Genomic DNA, 17781 nt, shown 5'->3' on the forward strand with positions numbered 1-17781 from the left:
CGAAGGTCCGGGCCGGGTGTCCGTACGCGGACGCCCGGCCCGTTCCTCACGCCTGCGGGGCGGTGGCCTCGAACCACGTGGGGCCGTCGGTCATCGACTGCTTGATCCGGAAGAGCGCGAACTCCGGCAGCGGCGGCAGCGCGTCGACGTGGAACCAGCCCACCTCCAGCGACTCGTCGTCGTTGACCCGGGCCGAGCCGCCGGTGGCCCGGCAGCGGAAGGTGACGTCCAGGTACTGGCAGCGGTCGCCGTTCTCGTACTGCACGGGCGGCAGGGCCTGGGTGAGCACCACCCGCTCCGCCACGCAGTGCACGGCCGTCTCCTCGTACACCTCGCGCTCCGCCGTGGCCGCGGGCTGCTCCCCGGGCTCGGAGATGCCTCCGATCACCGACCACTTGCCGGTGTCGGCCCGCCGCCCGAGCAGCACTCTGCCCTCGTCGTCGAAGACGACGGCGGTGACGCCGGGCAGCAGGAGCAACTGTTGACCCGCGGTGGCGCGGATCTCGCGGATGAAATCAGGAATGGCCATGGCACGAACCCTATGTGGCACGCGGAGCGACTCAGCGAGTACGTCGTGCGCGCACCGCTCGCAGGGCCACCCAGCCGAGGCCGGCCACCGCGAGCAGGGACAGCAGTCCCTCGGGCAGCGGGCCCATCCGGGTCGCCGGGGTCAGCGAGGAGCGCAGCGGCACCTGCTCCACCAGGGCGTCCGGCGTGAACATCTTCGTCTTCCTGACGATGGTGCCGTCCGGGCGGATCACCGCGCTCACCCCGCTGGTGACCGGGACCACCACGGACCGGCTGTGCTCGACCGCGCGCACCCGGGACATGGCGAGCTGCTGGTAGGTCATCTCGCTGCGGCCGAAGGTGGCGTTGTTGCTGGGGACGGCGATCATCTGGGCGCCGTGCTCGACCGTGTCGCGAACGGCGTCGTCGAACGCGGCCTCGTAACAGGTCACCAGGCCGACCTCGGTGCCCGCCAGACCGAAGACGCCGACCTTCGTGCCCGGTCCGAAGTCGCGCTGCACCCGGTCGACGTCCGAGCTGAAGACGCGTACGAAGGACCGCATCGGCATGTACTCGCCGAACGGCTGGATGTGCCGCTTGTCGTACGTGGCCACGGGGCCCTTGTCCGGGTCCCACTGGATGAGCGTGTTGCGCAGCTTGCCGGTGTCGGGTTCCACGACCGCGCCGACCACGGTCGGCACACCGATCGCCTTCACCGCGTCGTCGATGACGATCCTCGCGTCGGCGTTGCGGTAGGGGTCGAGGTCGGAGGAGTTCTCGGGCCACAGGACGAAGTCGGGCTGGGGGACCTTGCCCGCCTTCACGTCCCGGGCGAGCTGCTCCGTACGGTTCGCGTGGTTGTCCAGGACCGCGCGGCGCTGGGAGTTGAAGTCGAGGCCGAGCCGCGGCACGTTGCCCTGGATGGCGGCGACGGTCGCGGTGCCGTCCTCGGCGGAGTCGTCGACCAGGGGGAGGGCGGCGAGGGCCGCGACGACGGGGACCAGTACGGCGGCGGCCGCCGAGGCGGCCGCCGCACGGGGCAGTGCGCCCGTGGCGCGGCGGATGCGGAAGCGGCGGACGGCTTCGAAGAGTCCGAAGCCGCACAGCACCACGGCGAAGGAGAGGAGCGGGGTCCCGCCCAGAGCCGCGAGCGGCAGGAAGAGGCTGTCCGCCTGCCCGAAGGCGATCTTCCCCCAGGGGAAGCCACCGAACGGCACCCTGGCCCGGACCGCTTCGTCGAGCGTCCAGACCGCGGCCGCCCAGAGCGGCCACCCGGCGAGCCGGGACACGGCGGAGATGCCGAGGCAGCCCACGGCGATGAAAAGGGCCTCGGCCGCGGCCAGGGCCAGCCACGGCACCGGCCCGACCTCTTCGCCGGTCCAGTGCAGCAGCGGCAGCATGAAGCCGAGTCCGGCGAGCAGGCCGAGGCCGAACGCCGCGCGGAGCCTGCGCTCGAAGAGCACCCAGCCGAGGAGGGCGAACCCCGGCAGAACCAGCCACCACAACGGCCGGGGCGGGAAGCTCGCGTACAGCATCACCCCGGAGACGACGGCGGCGGCGGGCCGTGCGAGGCGCGGCAGCAGACGTGCGGCTCGGGGGGCGGAGTCAGGCTTCTGCGGGTCGCCGACCTGGGCGATGGTGGTGCTCACCCGGCGGAGTCTACGGTGGCGGGCCGATTGCCGGGGAGCCCTGTCCTGGTGGTGGAATCCGCACCGCCGAATCGTTCTCCGGAACTTCCGCACATCGAGGGGCAGGGGCCGTCAGCGTGTGTGCCGGTCCCCCACCGGCCGGAGCGTATCCGGCCCTCGCGGAAGGGTCGGTCCCAGGCGGCGGGTCGGTGAGGGGCAGGGGGCGGTCACAGGCCGGGAGCTGGTCACAGACCGGAGGGCCGGTCCCAGGCCGCGGGCCGGTGAGAGGCAGCGGGGGTCGGTCACAGGCCGGGGCCGGTCACAGACCGGAGGGCCGGAGGGACCGGTCCCAGGCCGAGGGCCGAGCGTGGTGGCTGTACCCCCGTGCGGGGTTCCGAGAGCGGCAACGCGTCGGACGCGGGCGATGCGCTGATCCTCGGAGCCTGGGCGATCTGGTCACTGATCAGCCCGGCCGGACGCGAGACCCGTCCCCGGGGGGCGCTGATCGCTCCGCTCGGCGTCGCTGCGGGTTTCGCCCGCGGGCGCGTCCGTGGAACTCTGCTGCCCGTGGCCACCGCGACCGTCGTCGCCCTGACAGCCCTGGTGAGACGCCCGTCCGGTGCCACGGCCTGCCCGGCGTGCCGCCCACGGTGGACACCGCTCGGGCCGGCGGGCCGGGGGTGAGACCCGCCCCCGGCGTCGGGCGAGGGTCAGCCCCCGGCCGGGGCGCCGGGGGGACGGCAGGTGCAGGCGGTCCCGGATGAACCGGACTGGGGTCGGGCCCCGGCCGGGCCAGGCGGTGAGACCCCCCCCCGGCGTCGCGTGAGGATCAGGCCCCGGCCGGGGCGCCGGTGGACGGCAGGTGCAGGCGGTCCCGGATGAACCGGACGCCCGCCTCCGCGTCGTCGACCGTGACCGTGAACGTCCTGCCGTCGCCGAGCCTGAGCACCAGGCCCTCGCCCCGGCGCACGATCACGGCCGTGCCCTGCTCGGGGCGCCACCGGTAGCCCCAGCCGCCCCACTGCCGGGGGGTGACCTGCGGTGCGAACTCCGCGCCCACCACATGGGTGAGCAGGATCCGGCGGCGCGGCAGGCCCATGTGGCCGCAGCGCACTTCGAGGGCGTCGCCGTCGACGCGGACCGCCACGTTCACGAAGGCGAGGGTGCCGAACAGCATGAGCAGCCCGGCCGCCACGCAGCCGATCACCGACATCAGCAGCGGGGCGATGCCGGAAGTCCAGGTGGAGCTGACGGCGAGCTGGATGCCGAGCGCCAGACAGGCGGCGCCTGCGGCCGCGAGGACCCACTGGGTCCGGTTGGTGGCCCGGCCGGTCCAGACGGCGGTGTGGGTCGGGGCACCGGTTCGCGTCGGTTTGCGGGGGTGGTCCTCCATGCCAAGCAGCGTACTGAAGAATGCGCGCGAAGGAATGGGTCCCACGGCCCCCGTCGGGCCGTCGGGCGGTCAGCGGGCGGAGCGGACTGCGGCGAGCCCGCGCCCTTCCTGATAGGCCAGGGCGGCTTCCGGCAGCTCCGACAGGCGTCCGCCGAGGAGGACGGCGAGTCCTGCGGAGGGTTCGGCCGACGGAGCGGGTTCGGCCCCGATCCGGCGCAGCGCCTGGGCGGCGACGGCCCCGGCGGAGCCGTGCAGGACGAGGGGCGGGCGGCCGGGCCGCTGCAGGACGGCACGGATGCGTTCGGCGACCAGTTCGTAGTGGGTGCAGCCCAGCACGACGGCCCGCACATCGGGCGGGGTGAGCGCGGCGGCGGCGGCCAGGGCCTTCTCGATGCCGGCCTCGTCCGCGTACTCCACGGCGTCGGCGAGGCCGGGGCAGGGCACCTCGGTGACGGATGCGGACCCGGCGAAGTCGCGGATCAGTCCGCGCTGGTACGGGCTGCCGGTGGTGAGCGGGGTGGCCCAGATCGCGACCGGCCCGCCGGCCGCGGCGGCCGGCTTGATCGCCGGGACGGTGCCGATGACCGGCAGCGCGGGCTCCAGCTCGGCCCGGAGCGCGGCCAGGGCCTGCACGGAGGCGGTGTTGCAGGCGACGATCAGCGCGTCGGGGCGGTGGTCCGCCGCGGCCCGGGCGACGGCCAGGGCGCGTGCGGTGACGTCTTCCGGCGTCCGGGGGCCCCACGGCATGCTCGCCGGGTCCGAGGAGAGGACCAGATCGGCGTCCGGCCTCAGCCGGCGTACTGCGGCGGCGGCGGCCAGCAGGCCGATTCCGGAGTCCATGAGCGCGATCTTCACCCGGTCACCATAGTCGACCGCCCTTGCGGTCCTCGCTGAGTGGGGCAGACTTCGGCCAATGAGTGCCGTTGCCTGGATCGCCGTGGTTTCGCTTGTCGCGTGGGTGTGGCTGTTGCTGGGGCAGGGGTTCTTCTGGTGGACCGGCCAGCGGCTGCCGGGCCGCGCGGAACCGGCGCACTGGCCCTCGGTCGCGATCGTCGTGCCGGCGCGTGACGAGGCCGACATGCTTCCGGTGAGCCTGCCTTCGCTGATGGCCCAGGACTATCCGGGGCACGCCGAGATCTTCCTGGTCGACGACTGCAGCGAGGACGGCACCGGCGACCTGGCCCGTGAGCTGTCCGTTCGGTGCGCGGGGCTGCCCGTGACCGTGGTCTCCCCCGGGGAGCCGCAGCCCGGCTGGACGGGCAAGCTCTGGGCCGTCCGGCACGGCATCGCGCTGGCCCGGTCCCGGGGGCCCGAGTACCTGCTGCTCACGGACGCCGACATCGCGCACGAGCCGGACAGTCTTCGGGAGCTGGTGGCGGCGGCCTGTTCGGGCGGATTCGATCTGGTCTCGCAGATGGCGCGGCTGCGGGTGGAGAGCGTGTGGGAGCGGCTGGTGGTGCCGGCCTTCGTCTACTTCTTCTCGCAGCTCTATCCGTTCCGGTGGGTGAACCGGGCGGGGTCGCGGACAGCCGCGGCGGCGGGCGGCTGCGTCCTGCTGCGGACCGATGCCGCCGTGCGGGCGCGGGTGCCGGAGTCGATCCGGCAGGCGGTGATCGACGACGTGTCGCTGGCGCGCGCGGTGCAGCGCAGCGGCGGGCGGATCTGGCTGGGCCTCGCGGACCGGGTGGACAGCGTGCGGCCGTATCCGCGCCTGGCCGATCTGTGGCGGATGGTCTCGCGGAGCGCGTACGCACAACTGCGGCACCATCCGCTGGTGCTGCTCGGCACGGTGCTCGGCCTCGCGGCGGTCTATCTGGCGCCGCCCGTGACGCTCGTCGCGGGCCTGATCGCCGGTGACGCCCCGGCCGCCTGGGCCGGGGGCGCGGCCTGGACCGTGATGGCCGGGACGTACCTGCCGATGCTGGGCTACTACCGGCAGTCGTGGTGGCTCGCTCCGCTGCTGCCGTTCACCGCGCTGCTGTATCTGCTCATGACGGTCGATTCCGCCGTGCAGCACTACCGCGGGCGCGGTGCGGCCTGGAAGGGGCGTACGTACGCCCGTCCCGAGGCCGCACCGGATCAGTGACCGCCGTGCGGGCTCGACCGGCGGCCGGGAGTCATTTGCGGCCGGGAGTCCAGTTCATGCCCCAGCCGTACGCCTGGTCGATGGTGCGCTGCGGGCTGACTCCGCGCTGCGGCACGAGATACCGGGCCTCGCGCTGCACGGTGAGGTCGGAGCCGGTGTTGGTGATCAGCGCCAGGGCGCAGACCGTCGAGGGGACGGTGCACTCGTCGAGCGAGAAGTCGATCGGTGCGCCGTGCTGCGGCTGGAGAGTGACGGTCGCGTGCAGATCCGCGAAACTCCGGGCGCCTTCGTAGATGGTGACGAAGATCAGGACGCGTCGGATCCTCGTCTGCTGGTCGAGGTTGATCGTCAGGTTCTCCCCGGAGGCGTTGGCGCCCGTCCGGTCGTCTCCGTCGAGCTGGATGTACGGCGGCTGGTGGAGAGCGCCGAAGGCGTTCCCGAGCGCCTGCACGACTCCCTTGCGGCCGTCGGTCAGTTCGTAGAGGGCGCAGAGATCGAGATCGAGATCCGCGTGGTGGGCGACGGCCCTGCCGAGTTTGCTGCCCCATCCCTTGAACTGCTTGCGCACCTCCCAGTTGAGATTGACGCGCATGGCTCCCGAAGTGCCGCCCTGTTTCGCGAGGGAGACGGAGGGCGCCTCCTTCGTGAGCGTCACCTTGGTGAGGCGGACGGGCTGGGTGACGGGGGGCGCCGGGGGGACCGGCGGCGCCATCGGGGCGGCGAGCGTCGGCTGGGGGTACGGGGGCGGCGGCGTGGCCGCGACCCGCGTCGCCGGCCGGGGCGGCGGGGGCGTGTGGGGCTGAGGCGCCGGTGCGGGCTGCTGGGGTTCGTCGACGGAGATCCCGAAGTCGGTGGCGAGCCCTTCGAGCCCGGTCCCGTAACCCTGGCCGACCGCGCGGAACTTCCAGGCGCCCTGGCGCCGGTAGAGTTCGCCGAGGATGAAGGCGGTCTCGACCGTGGCGTCGGCGCTGTCGAAGCGTGCCAGTTCCGAGCCGTTCGCCGCGTCCGTGATCCGTACGTAGAGGCCGGTCACCCGGCCGAACGAACCGCTGTCCACGGAGGCGGCCAGCACCACGCGGTCGATGGCGGGCTCCACCCGTGCCAGGTCGACGGCGAGCGTGTCGGTGGTCGCGCCCGCAGCGGCCCGCTTGCCCTCGTGGCGCACCGCTCCGGACGCGTGGACCGGCTGGTTGTAGAAGACGAAGTCCGCGTCGCTGCGCACCTTTCCGGTCCCCAGGAGAAGGAGCGCCGAGGCGTCCACGTCCGGGGTCCCGGGGGCGTTGCGCCACCCCATTTCGACGCGCACGGCCTGCGCGGCCACCGGAACGTTGGTTCCTTTTAGCATGGTCATGCTCGCCCCCATCGCGAGTACGGCTGCCGAGAGTTTCCCGTCAACCTAATGCCCGTCGCCGCAGGCGGCTCACAGTGACCCCTTTCCAGCCTCGCGCCCGTGCGTGGTGAGGGACGAGGAAGGGCTCCGCGCCGTCCGTGAAACGCCTTGACGGCCCATCAGTTCGGTTCGGCCGCGCGCGCGTCGGATGATGCCGTGGGTGCGCGGGCGTCCGCTTCACGGACGCCGCCTCCGGGTGGGAAGGAACGCTCGGCGCCGGGCCGTGCGGCGGGAGGCAGGAGTCGACCCGCCCTCGTTCGGACGCGATGCGGCCGAGGTCGCGGGGCGCCCCTTCGGTGCCACGCGGTGCGTCCCGTTCCGCTACGCGTGCTCGCCCCCGTGCCCCTTCGTGCAGGACAGGGATTCTTCCCGGGCCATGGGCGGGCCGGGCGGGGAGAAACCGGTCCGCACTTCTCCCTCGCCGAACCGGCCGACGAGACGGCTGAGCGGTTCCTCGGCGAGGAGCAGCGCGAGCCCGGCGGCGGCGCCGGACATGCCGAGGACTGCGACGCCGTCCGGGCCGCGGGCGGCCAGGACGGTTCCGCCGAGGAAGGAGCCCGCGGCGATGCCCGCCTGGAAGGCCGCGGAACTCGCCGCGGAGGCCACGTCCACGTTGCCCGGCGCGATGTGCAGGATCCGGCTGGTGAGAGCGGTGACCATGGCGGACAGGGACAGCAGGAGCAGCGTGATCGCCGCGACCGGGACGACGGGGCGGTCTCCGGCCGCCACCAGGAGCGCCAGGGCGGCAGTCACCAGGGCCACGGATCCGATCATGGTGCCGCGGGCGCTGCGGCCGGAGAGCAGTCCCGACACACTGGTGCCGATCAGCCCTCCGACGCCGCCCACCGCGAACACCGCCCCGATCGAGTGCGGCGAGATCCCGGCGACGTCGGTGAGGAAGACCGTGACGTACGTGTAGAAGGTGAAGAACCCGCCGATGACGACTGCGGTCGCCGTCACGACCAGCAGGAACCGGAACCGGTCGGGCTGCGGGGCGGTGGCGGCCGGGTTCGCCTCCACCGGCGAGGAGGGCAGCATGCCCACCACGGTGATCCCGGAGAGCAGTCCGAGGCAGCTCACCACCACGAACGGCACCCGCCAGTCGGTCTGCTGCCCGAGCCACGTTCCGGCGGGCGCACCCAGAACCTGTGCCAGCGACGACCCGCCGAACAGCGCGGCCACGACCTTCGCCCGCACCCGCTCGGGAAACATGCCCGTGGCGGCCGAGGCGACCACCGACCACATCACCGCGTGGGTGAGCGCGATCAGAACGCGCGCCCCCAGCAGAACGCCATAGCCGGGAGCCATGCCGCACAGCAGCGTGGCGCCGGTGAAGAGTGCCAGCACCACGGCCAGCAGGCGTCGGCGAGGAATCCGCCGGGTCAACGCGGTCAGCGGGATGGCGGTCGCCATGACCACGAGGCCGTATCCGGTCACGAGGAGGCCCACCGAGGGCAGCGAGACCCCGAGGCCGTGTGCGATCTGCGGCAGCAGGCCCACGGGCAGGGCCTCGACCGTGGCGAAGGTGAACAGCGCGAGTGACAGCCCGGCCACCGCGACGAGCGCCCGCCCCCGTGGCACCTGGGCGGGCGACTCCCTCCGCCCGTCCGGCGAACCCGCGTTCGCAGTCACACCCAGGCCCCCTCACGGTCTGCGCCGCCCGGAGACACCGCGGCACCGGAGGAGGGCGCGTACGCGAACGGGGCAAGCGCGCAGCAGAAGACCATGCGAAATATTCCGTGTCAAGCTCGAAACTTTTCGAGCCGGGCTCCCCGGCGGTGGCGGTGTGCCGGGTGTCGCGGGGGCGCGCCGCCCACTCACCCTCCGAGGCCGCCCGTCCGGCGACGGGTCCGCGACGCGCGGGCATCACGGCGACTCGGTACCGGAATTGACGAGCGATCAGTTGTCGTTGACCGATTACCGCCCCGTGACCCGATCGTAATCGGGCCGCACATGTGGAGGGCTGGTGGCCAGTCGGCCGAGCCGCGTATGTTGCCGCCCACAACATTCAACGCGTGAGGGCGCACCGCCTGTTCACGGCGTTGCCGGAGTCATCCCTCACTGCCGAACCGTGCGCCCCGTGCCGGACGGCCGTTACCTCAGAAAGGGGGGCCCTTCCGATGCGCAAGGGAATCCTCATCGCCGGCACCTCCGTGGTGCTCATGACCTCGCTCGCCGCCTGCGGCGACTCCTCCGCGGGTGGCGACGACGCCGGAGGAGGCGCCAAGAAGCCGAAGATCGGCGTGATCCTTCCGGACAGCAAGTCGTCGGCCCGCTGGGAGGACGCGGACCGGCCGCTGCTGACCGCGGCCTTCAAAGCGGCGGGCGTGGACTACGACATCCAGAACGCGGAAGGCGACAAGCAGGCGTTCCAGACCATTGCCGACCAGATGATCACCAAGGGTGTCAACGTCCTGGTGATCGTGAATCTGGACAGCGGCACCGGCAAGGCGGTCCTGAGCAAGGCCAAGTCGCAGGGCGTGGCCACCATCGACTACGACCGGCTGACCCTCGGCGGCTCCGCCCAGTACTACGTCAGTTTCGACAACACGGCCGTCGGCAAGCTCCAGGGCGAAGGTCTCGGCAAGTGCCTGGCCGACCTGAACGCCAAGAAGCCCGTCGTCGCCGAGCTGAACGGGTCCCCGACCGACAACAACGCCACGCTGTTCGCCCAGGGTTACGACGGCGTCCTGAACCCGAAGTACGCCTCGGGCGAGTACCGCAAGGGCCCCAACCAGTCGGTTCCGGACTGGGACAACGCTCAGGCCGGCACGATCTTCGAGCAGATGCTGACGAGCGAGCCCCGGATCGGCGGAGTGCTGGCCGCCAACGACGGCCTCGGCAACGCCGCCATCGCCGTGCTGCGCAAGAACCACCGCAACGGACAGGTGCCCGTCACCGGCCAGGACGCCACCGTTCAGGGCCTGCAGAACATTCTGGCGGGCGAGCAGTGCATGACGGTCTACAAGGCGGTGAAGAAGGAGGCGGACGCCACCGCGGCGCTCGCGGTGAGCCTCGCCAAGGGCCGGAAGGGGACGACGAACGCCACCGTCCACGATCCGGAGGGCAAGCGCGACGTGCCCGCGGTCCTCGAGACCCCGGTGGCCGTCTACCAGGACAACGTCAAGGACGTCGTGGCCGACGGATACGTGACCACGGCCGACCTGTGCACCGGCAAGTACGCCGCTCTGTGCACCAAGTACGGCGTCAAGTAGGCCATGCCGGACCCGACCGTCCCGGCCCCCGTCCCGGAGCAGGACGAGGGCCGGGGTCCGCGGCGCAACGAACCCAAGGAGCCGTCCACCATGACAGCCACCCCGATCCTCGAACTGCGGGGGATCGACAAGAGCTTCGGCGCGGTGCAGGTGCTGCACGAGGTGAACTTCGCCGCCTACCCGGGGGAGGTGACCGCCCTGGTCGGCGACAACGGCGCCGGCAAGTCCACGCTGGTGAAGTGCATCGGCGGCATCCATCCGATCGACTCGGGCGAGTACCTTTTCGACGCCGAGCCTGTCCACGTGCACAGCCCGCGCGACGCAGCAGCGCTGGGCGTCGAGATCGTGTACCAGGACCTCGCGCTCTGCGACAACCTCGACATCGTCCAGAACATGTTCCTCGGCCGTGAGAAACGCCGCGGCATCGTGCTCGACGGCGGGACGATGGAGGAGATGGCGGCCAGCACGCTGAAGAGTCTTTCCGTGCGCACCGTGAAGTCGGTCCGGCAGAAGGTCTCCAGTCTCTCGGGCGGGCAACGGCAGACCGTGGCCATCGCCAAGGCCGTGCTGTGGAACAGCAGGGTCGTGGTCCTCGACGAGCCGACCGCGGCACTCGGCGTCGCGCAGACCGCTCAGGTCCTCGAGCTCGTCCGGAGGCTCGCCGACAACGGCCTCAGCGTCGTGCTGATCTCGCACAACATGAACGACGTCTTCGCGGTGTCCGACCGGATCGCCGCCCTCCACCTGGGCCGGATGGCCGCCCAGGTCAAGACCTCGGACCTGACGCACGCCCAGGTCGTCGAACTGATCACCGCAGGCCGCAGCGGGGACCTGGGCCTCGCCGACAGCAACGGAGCCACCTCATGACCGCCGCCCTCGCGCCCCAGAAGCCGGAAGGACGGGGAAGAACCGGAGGAACCGGCGCGGACGACCCCCACGAGACACCCGGTATCGGCGCTCTCGCCCGCGCCTACGTCGAGCGGGTCCGCGGGGGTGAACTGGGCGTGCTCCCCGCCGTCCTCGGCCTGGTCGTCCTCTGCGCGTTCTTCGCGGTCCTCCGCCCGGTCTTCCTCACCGAGCTCAACTTCGCCAACCTGCTGACCCAGGGGGCGGGCAGCATCGCCATCGCCATGGGCCTGGTCTTCCTCCTGCTCCTGGGCGAGATCGACCTGTCCGCCGGCTACGCCAGCGGCGTCTGCGCCGCCGTGCTGGCCATCCTCCTCACCGACCACGGATGGCCCTGGTACGGAGCGGTGGCCGCCGCGATGCTGACCGGAGTGGCCATCGGGCTGCTCCTGGGCCTTCTGGTGGCGAAGGTCGGGATTCCGTCCTTCGTCGTCACCCTGGCCGCCTTCCTGGGGTTCCAGGGCATCGTGCTGATCCTCCTGAAGGAGGGCACCAACATCTCGATCGAGGACAAGACGATCCTCGCGATAGCCAACGACAACCTCAGCCCCGCGCTCGGCTGGGTCCTGCTCGCCGTCTGCGTCGCCGCCTACGCGGCCGTCCAGTTCCGCGCCAACGGCAACCGCAGGTCCCGGGGACTGCCCACCTCACCGCCCGCGCTGATCGCCCTGCGCCTCGGCACGGCCGTCGTACTCGGGGGTTTGGCGGTGTACCTGCTCAACCAGGAACGCAGCCGCAACGTCATCGTCGACTCGCTCAAGGGCGTGCCCATCGTCGTGCCGGTCATCGGGGCCCTGCTGGTCATCGGCACCTTCGTGCTCCAGCGCACCTCCTTCGGACTGCACATCTACGCGGTGGGCGGCAGTGCCGAGGGAGCCCGCAGAGCCGGCATCAACGTGGCCTTCATCCGCATCTCCGCATTCGTCATCTGCTCGGCCATGGCGGCAGTCGGCGGGATCATCGCCGCCTCGCGCGGCAACTCGGTGGACCCGAACACGGGCGGCAGCAACGTCCTCCTGCTCGCCGTGGGCGGCGCGGTCATCGGCGGCACCAGTCTGTTCGGCGGGCGCGGACGCGTCATCGACGCCGTCCTGGGCGGCATGGTGGTCGCCGTGATCCAGAACGGCATGGGCCTCATGGGGTACAGCTCGGGCGTCAAGTACGCTGTCACCGGTTCGGTACTGCTGGTGGCCGCAGGGGTGGACGCTCTGTCCCGCCGCCGCGCCGCGCAACGATGAGGTTCCCTTATGAAAGCCGGTCCTTCCCAGGAGGAGATCCGCCGGCACAACCTCAGTACCCTGCTGCGCCACGTCCACATCGGCGGCCCCGCCTCCCGGACCGTTCTCGCCGAGCGCATGGGAGTCAACCGCAGCACCGTACTGGGCCTGGTCAGTGAGCTCACCGGCGCGGGCCTCGTGCGCGAGGAGCTCCCGCGGGACACCGGCCGGGCGGGACGTCCTTCGCTCGTGGTGCGCCCCGAGTCCGCACGCGCCCACGTCCTCGCGTTCGACATCGGTGTGGACCGCCTGACCGCGGCACGCATCGGCCTCGGCGGCCTCTTCCTCGACCGGCACGAGGTTCCCTGGGCGGTGGCGGGCCCCCAGCCCCCCGGGCAGGTCGCGGAGGCGCTCACGGAGTCGGCCCGGCAGATGCTGACCGCCGCTCCGGCCGGCAGCCACTGTGTCGGCGTCGGAGTGGCGGTGCGAGGCATCGTCCGCCATCCCGACGGGCTGGTCCGATTCGCTCCCAACCTGGGCTGGTCGGAAGAGGACTTCGGCGCCCAGCTCGCCGACCGCCTCGGCCTCACCGTTCCGGTCGCCATCGGCAACGAGGCCAACGTCGCGGCGCTGGCCGAGCATCTGCGCGGTGCCGGAGCCGGCTGCCGCAACGTCGTCTATCTGCACGGCGACATCGGAATCGGGGCCGGTGTCATCGTCGACGGACGGCTGCTGCGCGGCGAGGACGGCTACGGGGGCGAAGTCGGCCACATGATCGTGAACCCGCACGGCGGCCGGCCCTGCGGTTGCGGCGCCACCGGCTGCCTCGAAGCCGAGGCCGGCGCGCGGGCCCTGCTCGAGGCCGCCCGGCGGGACGGCCGTACCCCGGGCCACGACACGGTACGCGCCGTCGTCGCGGCCGCCGACCGCGGGGACGTCGTCGCCGCCGCCGCTCTGCGCCGCGTCGGCGACTGGCTGGGTGTCGGGGTCGCCAATCTGGTCAATGTCTTCAATCCGGGAACCGTGATCTTCGGGGGCGTGCTCCGGGACGTCTTCCTCGGCGCGGCCGCGCAGGTGCGCAGCCGCATCAACACCACCGCCCTCGGGGCCTCCCGCGAGAACCTCCGGCTGCGGGTCTGCGAACTCGGCGACAGCGCCGTGCTGATCGGCGCCGCGGAACTCGCCTTCTCGGAAAGCCTGGACAACCCCCTGGAGGTCCTGGCCCGGCTCGACGGTCAGCAGGGGCCCGGGGTGCGTACCGAGTCATGAACTCCGGCCGGTCCGGGAAGCTCCGGCCGGAGGGCGACGCCGGCGGCCGTGCGCGGGAACGCGCCGCCGGTGCCGGCAGACGCCGCACATGGGGGTTCCCTCCTCCGACAGCCGCCTGTCCCTGCCGCGGAGCACGGCAGGAACAGGCGTGCGGACGAGGGCGCGAAGAACCTGGTGCCGAAGTCAGCCCTTCACGGCGCCGGTGAGACCGCCGACGATCCGCTTCTCGAAGACCGAGAAGAAGACCAGTGCGGGCAGCATGGCGAGCGAGGTGAACGCGAGGACCTTCGCGGTGTCCAGGGAGTACTGCGAGGAGAAGGCCTGGACGCCCAGGGGCAGGGTGAAGTTGGCTTGCGAGTTGAGGATGTAAAGGGGCAGGACGTAGTTGTTCCAACTGCCGATGAACGCGAGAATTCCGACGGTCACCACACCGGGCAGCGACAACGGGATCACCATGCGGAAGAAGAATCCCAGCCGGCTCGCCCCGTCGATCGCGGCGGCTTCCTCGATCTCGTTCGGAATGGCCCTGAGGAACGGGACCAGAATGATGACGGTCGTCGGCAGGCCGAACGCGATCTGCGGAACGATGACGCCCAGCAGGTTGTCGACGAGTCCGAGTTTCTTGATGACGATGTACAGCGGGGTGATCGCGATGACCATCGGGAACATCAGCCCCGCGGCGAACATCGAATACATCGCCCCTTTGAGCCTGAAGTCATAGCGCGCGAGCACGAAGCTCACCATCAGGCCGAGTACGACGATGCCGACGGTGCTCGCGAACCCGACGATGAGGGAGTTGGCGAATTCCCCCCAGAACGTGTTCGACCTCAGCACGGCGGCGTAGTTGCCGAGGACCCAGGGGTGCGGCAGGGCGGCCGGGCTCGTGGTGATCTGCGAGTTGGTGCGGAATCCGCCGAGCACGATGTAGAGCACCGGTGCGATGCAGGCGCCGATGAAGAGCAGCGCGACGAAGTAGGTGAAGGGATGCCCCCACCGCTGCGGTCCGTCGCGACGGCCGGGGCGACCGGTGGGGGTATCCGGCTCCGCGGCGGAGGAGGGCCGGGGGCCGACGGACGTCGCACTCATCAGTGGGCTCCTTCGGTGACGGCGCCCCGGAGGTCACGGCGCAGCACGTAGCGCTGGTAGACCAGCGCGACAATGAGCGAGATCAGGAACATCACGACCGCGACGGCGCTGCCGTAGCCGTAGTTTCCCGCGCTGCGCCCCTGGGCGACCATGTAGATCGCCATGGTCGAGGTGCCCGCGGTGCCCGAGACGTACTGGCCCCAGATGATGTACACGAGATCGAACAACTGCAGTGAGCCGATGATCGACAAGAAGGCCCAGATGCGGATCGTCGGCCCCAGCAGCGGCAGCGTGATGCGCCGCTGGACCTGCCAGTAGGACGCGCCATCGATCTGAGCGGCCTCGAACAGTTCCTCGGGGATCGACTGCAGGCCGGCGAGCATCAGAATCACCGCGAACCCGACGTACTTCCACGAGATGATGCCCATCAGCGTCCAGATGGCCAGCTTCGGGTCGGAGAGCCACTCGGCCTGGAGGAAGCCCAGGCCGGCGTGGCGCAGCAGATCGTTGACGGCGCCGTTGCTCTGGAGCATCAGGCTCCAGCCGGTGCCGACGATGACCTCGGAGATGACGTAGGGCACGAAGATCAGGACGCGGATGGCCGAACGGCCGCGGACCTTCTGGTTGAGCAGGAGCGCGAGTGTGATCGCGACGGGACCCTGGATGACCAGGGAGAGCACCATGATCAGGCCGCTGTGCCACAGGACTTGCTGGAACGCGGGGTCGGTGAGGATCAGCTTGTAGTTGTTCAGGCCGACCCAGTCCGTGGGCGCCCCGTAACCATGCCACCGGTAGAAGCCGTAGAACGCGGCGAGCGCGACCGGGAAGATCACGAACGCCAGGAACATGATGATCGCCGGTCCGGACAGGACCACGATTTCGAGTCGCATCTTGGCACGGCCGCGACGGCGCCCAGCCGCTCGCGGCGGAGCCGGCGGCGCGGACTTCGCCGCACCCCCGACTCCCGGCGTGCCCTGCGACTGGCGGCCGGGGGCCGTGTCAGTACCCAGGGTGTCGCTCATGGTCTGCCACTCAGCCCCTCGCGGCAGCGGCGTTGCTGTCCTTGACGATGTCGGCGGCGGAGCCCTGGCCGGCCATCAGTTTGACGACCGCGGTGTTCATGGCGTTGCCGACGTTCTGGCCGTACTCGGTGTCGAGGAACATCATGGAGTAGGGAGCCTTGTTGAAGGCCTCCAGCGCGGAGATGTTGTAGGAGTCGGTGACGACCCCTTGGGCCTTCTTGTTCACCGGGATCGCGTAGAAGGCCTTGGCATAGGGCTCCTGCTGCTCCTTGGTGACAAGGAACTCGAGGAAGTCGACGGCCTCCTTCGGGGCGTTCTTGGACAGGGAGAATCCGTCGAGACCGCCCATGATGGCGGTCGGGTCGCCCTGGCCACCGGCCACGGTGGGGAAGGGGAACCAGCCCAGGTCGGAAAGCGGCTTCTTGTCCGGGGTCAGGTTGGCGACCACACCGGGCTCCCAGTTGCCCATGAGTTCCATGCCCGCCTTGTGGTTGGCGAGCATGCCCGCCGACGACCCGGCGCCCTGCTGCGAGGAGTTCGTCAGGAATCCCTTCTGGAAGGGCTCTGCCTTGAGGAACGAGGCGAGGTCCTCGCCGGCCTTGGTCCAGCACGGATCGTTGAAGTCGAGCGACTTGGCGGTCTTCTTCATGGTGTCTTGACTGCAGGCCCGCAGGGCGAAGTTGTAGTACCAGTGCGCTGCCGGCCACGCGTCCTTGGCGCCGACCGCGATCGGGGCGACCTTGATCGCCTTCAACTTCGCCACGGCGGACTTGAGTTCGTCCATCGTCGTCGGCGTCGCGGTGATGCCGGCCTGCTTGAACAGGTCCTTGCTGTAGTAGATGCCCTCGGGCTGCGTGTCGACCGGCACCGCGTAGAGCTTGCCGTCGATCGAATAGCCCGCCAGACCCGCCTCGCCCGCGTTCTCCTTGCCGGCGGCGCTGAGACTCAGCTCCTGGACCTGGCCGGCGTCGACCATGGCCTGCATCTTGCCGCCACCGCGCTGCAGGAAGATGTCCGGCGCGGAGTTCGAGTTGAGCGCGGTCTGCAGTTTGCCGTCGAAGTCCTCGTTCTGCACCGTCTGGAGCTTGATGGTGACGTTCGGGTGCTGCGAGTGGTACGCCTTCGCGGCGGTCTTCCAGTACTCCGCACCCGGCCCGGGCGTCGCGTTCTCCCAGAGGGTCAACGTGACCTTGCCGTTGGACGCACCACTGCCGGCGTCGTCGCCGCCACCGGCGCAGCCGGTGGCGGCGAGCGCGATGCCCAAGCCGATCGCGACGGCCGTCGCGCTGCGTACTTCCTCGTCATTGTGGAGATCCCTGATCTGTCGTCATTACTACAGTGGGTGCGCATGGTTGAGTGATGCAGCGGCCTGGCCGGCGTTGACGCGGGCGTTCAGGCGGCAGGTCGGCGATGGGCGCGGTGAAGGCCGTACACGTGTGTGGGAGTGGCGATCACCGCGGCCCTGCTTTCCGGCTCCGGGCATGCTCGTGTGGATGTGCCAGGTGGACGGGTGTGTCCGCACGGAGTCGTTTCCGTTACGGGGAGGTGCCGATGGCTGGGAGTATGCGCTTGGCGCGGAGCGGCAGTCAATGAATCATTTCCGAAAGTTCTTCGAAACTTAATCGGGACTGCCCGGGTGGGGGTCGAAACATTTCGACCACCTACCGGTTTCCCCTCATTCTCTTGCGCCGCCCCGCACTACTCCTTGACGCCACGTCAGCCGGGCCCTACGGTCGCGAACCCGTCGCGAAGCGCTTCCCGGACATGCCGCACCTACGGACTCCTCCACAGCTGTTCCCTATGTTCCGTCCGGGCAGCACCGCTGCCCGGACGGAAATGCCGCGCGCGCACAGGGAGATGGAATCCGCGTCGCCGGCAGGAAGGCCGAACCCCCGTTGGCCACGGTGCGCCGGACGGCGTTCCGCGGGTCTCGGCGCGCGCAGGCGAAGCTCCTCGGCGGTCACCACCTCCGAGCCGCTCCGCCTCGGAAGGCCCAGCGCCCGGCGGCGCTCCCCCGACTCCTGGCGTTCTGCGGCCGGACCGCAGAACGAGGTCGCCGAGC

Annotated in this window: 14 protein-coding genes; 5 read left to right on the forward strand and 9 right to left on the reverse strand. The window is 70.9% G+C overall.

Features of this window, described 5'->3' with window-relative positions; genetic code table 11:
• Positions 1–46: 46 nt before the first annotated feature.
• The 4 genes from E6R60_RS16405 to E6R60_RS16420 form a co-directional block, all read right to left on the reverse strand.
• Positions 47–529, reverse strand: a complete 483-nt coding sequence (locus tag E6R60_RS16405) for an NUDIX domain-containing protein (RefSeq protein WP_136327291.1) — start codon at positions 527–529, stop codon at positions 47–49.
• 31 nt (positions 530–560) lie between these two features.
• Positions 561–2156 carry an apolipoprotein N-acyltransferase gene (gene lnt, locus E6R60_RS16410; RefSeq protein WP_136327292.1) on the reverse strand — a complete coding sequence of 532 codons (1596 nt, stop codon included), beginning with the start codon at positions 2154–2156 and terminating at the stop codon, positions 561–563.
• A gap of 808 nt (positions 2157–2964) precedes the next feature.
• Entirely contained in the window at positions 2965–3528 is a 564-nt protein-coding gene (locus tag E6R60_RS16415; protein WP_136327293.1) for a hypothetical protein, read from the reverse strand.
• 69 nt (positions 3529–3597) lie between these two features.
• Positions 3598–4383: an aspartate/glutamate racemase family protein gene (locus E6R60_RS16420; protein WP_206309436.1), complete on the reverse strand. Its 786-nt coding sequence runs from the start codon at positions 4381–4383 to the stop codon at positions 3598–3600.
• A 58-nt stretch (positions 4384–4441) separates the two neighbouring features.
• On the opposite strand from E6R60_RS16420, the gene E6R60_RS16425 reads away from it, so the two are divergent.
• Complete coding sequence (locus E6R60_RS16425; RefSeq protein WP_136327294.1) at positions 4442–5614, forward strand: glycosyltransferase; 1173 nt, start codon at positions 4442–4444, stop codon at positions 5612–5614.
• Between the two features lie 31 nt (positions 5615–5645).
• Here the strand turns inward: E6R60_RS16425 and E6R60_RS16430 are convergent, their stop codons facing one another.
• On the reverse strand, positions 5646–6977 hold the full coding sequence (locus E6R60_RS16430) for a TerD family protein (protein ID WP_136327295.1): 1332 nt from the start codon (positions 6975–6977) through the stop codon (positions 5646–5648).
• A gap of 348 nt (positions 6978–7325) precedes the next feature.
• A complete protein-coding gene (locus E6R60_RS16435) occupies positions 7326–8636 on the reverse strand; it encodes an MFS transporter (protein WP_136327296.1) in 1311 nt (436 codons plus the stop codon).
• Between the two features lie 488 nt (positions 8637–9124).
• Between E6R60_RS16435 and E6R60_RS16440 the strand changes: the two genes are divergently transcribed.
• The 4 genes from E6R60_RS16440 to E6R60_RS16455 all read left to right on the forward strand — a co-directional run bounded on the left by E6R60_RS16440 (position 9125) and on the right by E6R60_RS16455 (position 13611).
• Positions 9125–10219 (forward strand): substrate-binding domain-containing protein, encoded by a 1095-nt coding sequence (locus E6R60_RS16440; RefSeq protein ID WP_136327297.1) that lies wholly within the window; start codon positions 9125–9127, stop codon positions 10217–10219.
• 90 nt (positions 10220–10309) lie between these two features.
• On the forward strand, positions 10310–11086 hold the full coding sequence (locus tag E6R60_RS16445; RefSeq protein ID WP_136327298.1) for an ATP-binding cassette domain-containing protein: 777 nt from the start codon (positions 10310–10312) through the stop codon (positions 11084–11086).
• Complete coding sequence (locus tag E6R60_RS16450; RefSeq protein WP_136327299.1) at positions 11083–12363, forward strand: ABC transporter permease; 1281 nt, start codon at positions 11083–11085, stop codon at positions 12361–12363. Before E6R60_RS16445 ends, E6R60_RS16450 begins: the two co-directional genes overlap by 4 nt.
• A 9-nt stretch (positions 12364–12372) precedes the next feature.
• Positions 12373–13611, forward strand: a complete 1239-nt coding sequence (locus tag E6R60_RS16455; RefSeq protein WP_136327300.1) for an ROK family transcriptional regulator — start codon at positions 12373–12375, stop codon at positions 13609–13611.
• 183 nt (positions 13612–13794) lie between these two features.
• Here E6R60_RS16455 and E6R60_RS16460 read toward each other — a convergent pair whose 3' ends face one another.
• From E6R60_RS16460 to E6R60_RS16470, 3 genes are all read right to left on the reverse strand, one after another.
• Positions 13795–14697 carry a carbohydrate ABC transporter permease gene (locus E6R60_RS16460; protein ID WP_136327301.1) on the reverse strand — a complete coding sequence of 301 codons (903 nt, stop codon included), beginning with the start codon at positions 14695–14697 and terminating at the stop codon, positions 13795–13797.
• Positions 14697–15587, reverse strand: a complete 891-nt coding sequence (locus E6R60_RS16465; RefSeq protein ID WP_240802593.1) for a sugar ABC transporter permease — start codon at positions 15585–15587, stop codon at positions 14697–14699. Before E6R60_RS16465 ends, E6R60_RS16460 begins: the two co-directional genes overlap by 1 nt.
• 142 nt (positions 15588–15729) lie before the next feature.
• A complete protein-coding gene (locus E6R60_RS16470) occupies positions 15730–16983 on the reverse strand; it encodes an extracellular solute-binding protein (protein WP_136327303.1) in 1254 nt (417 codons plus the stop codon).
• Positions 16984–17781: the final 798 nt, after the last annotated feature.

This window comes from Streptomyces sp. A0642 (assembly GCF_004795105.1).
Classification (GTDB): domain Bacteria; phylum Actinomycetota; class Actinomycetes; order Streptomycetales; family Streptomycetaceae; genus Streptomyces.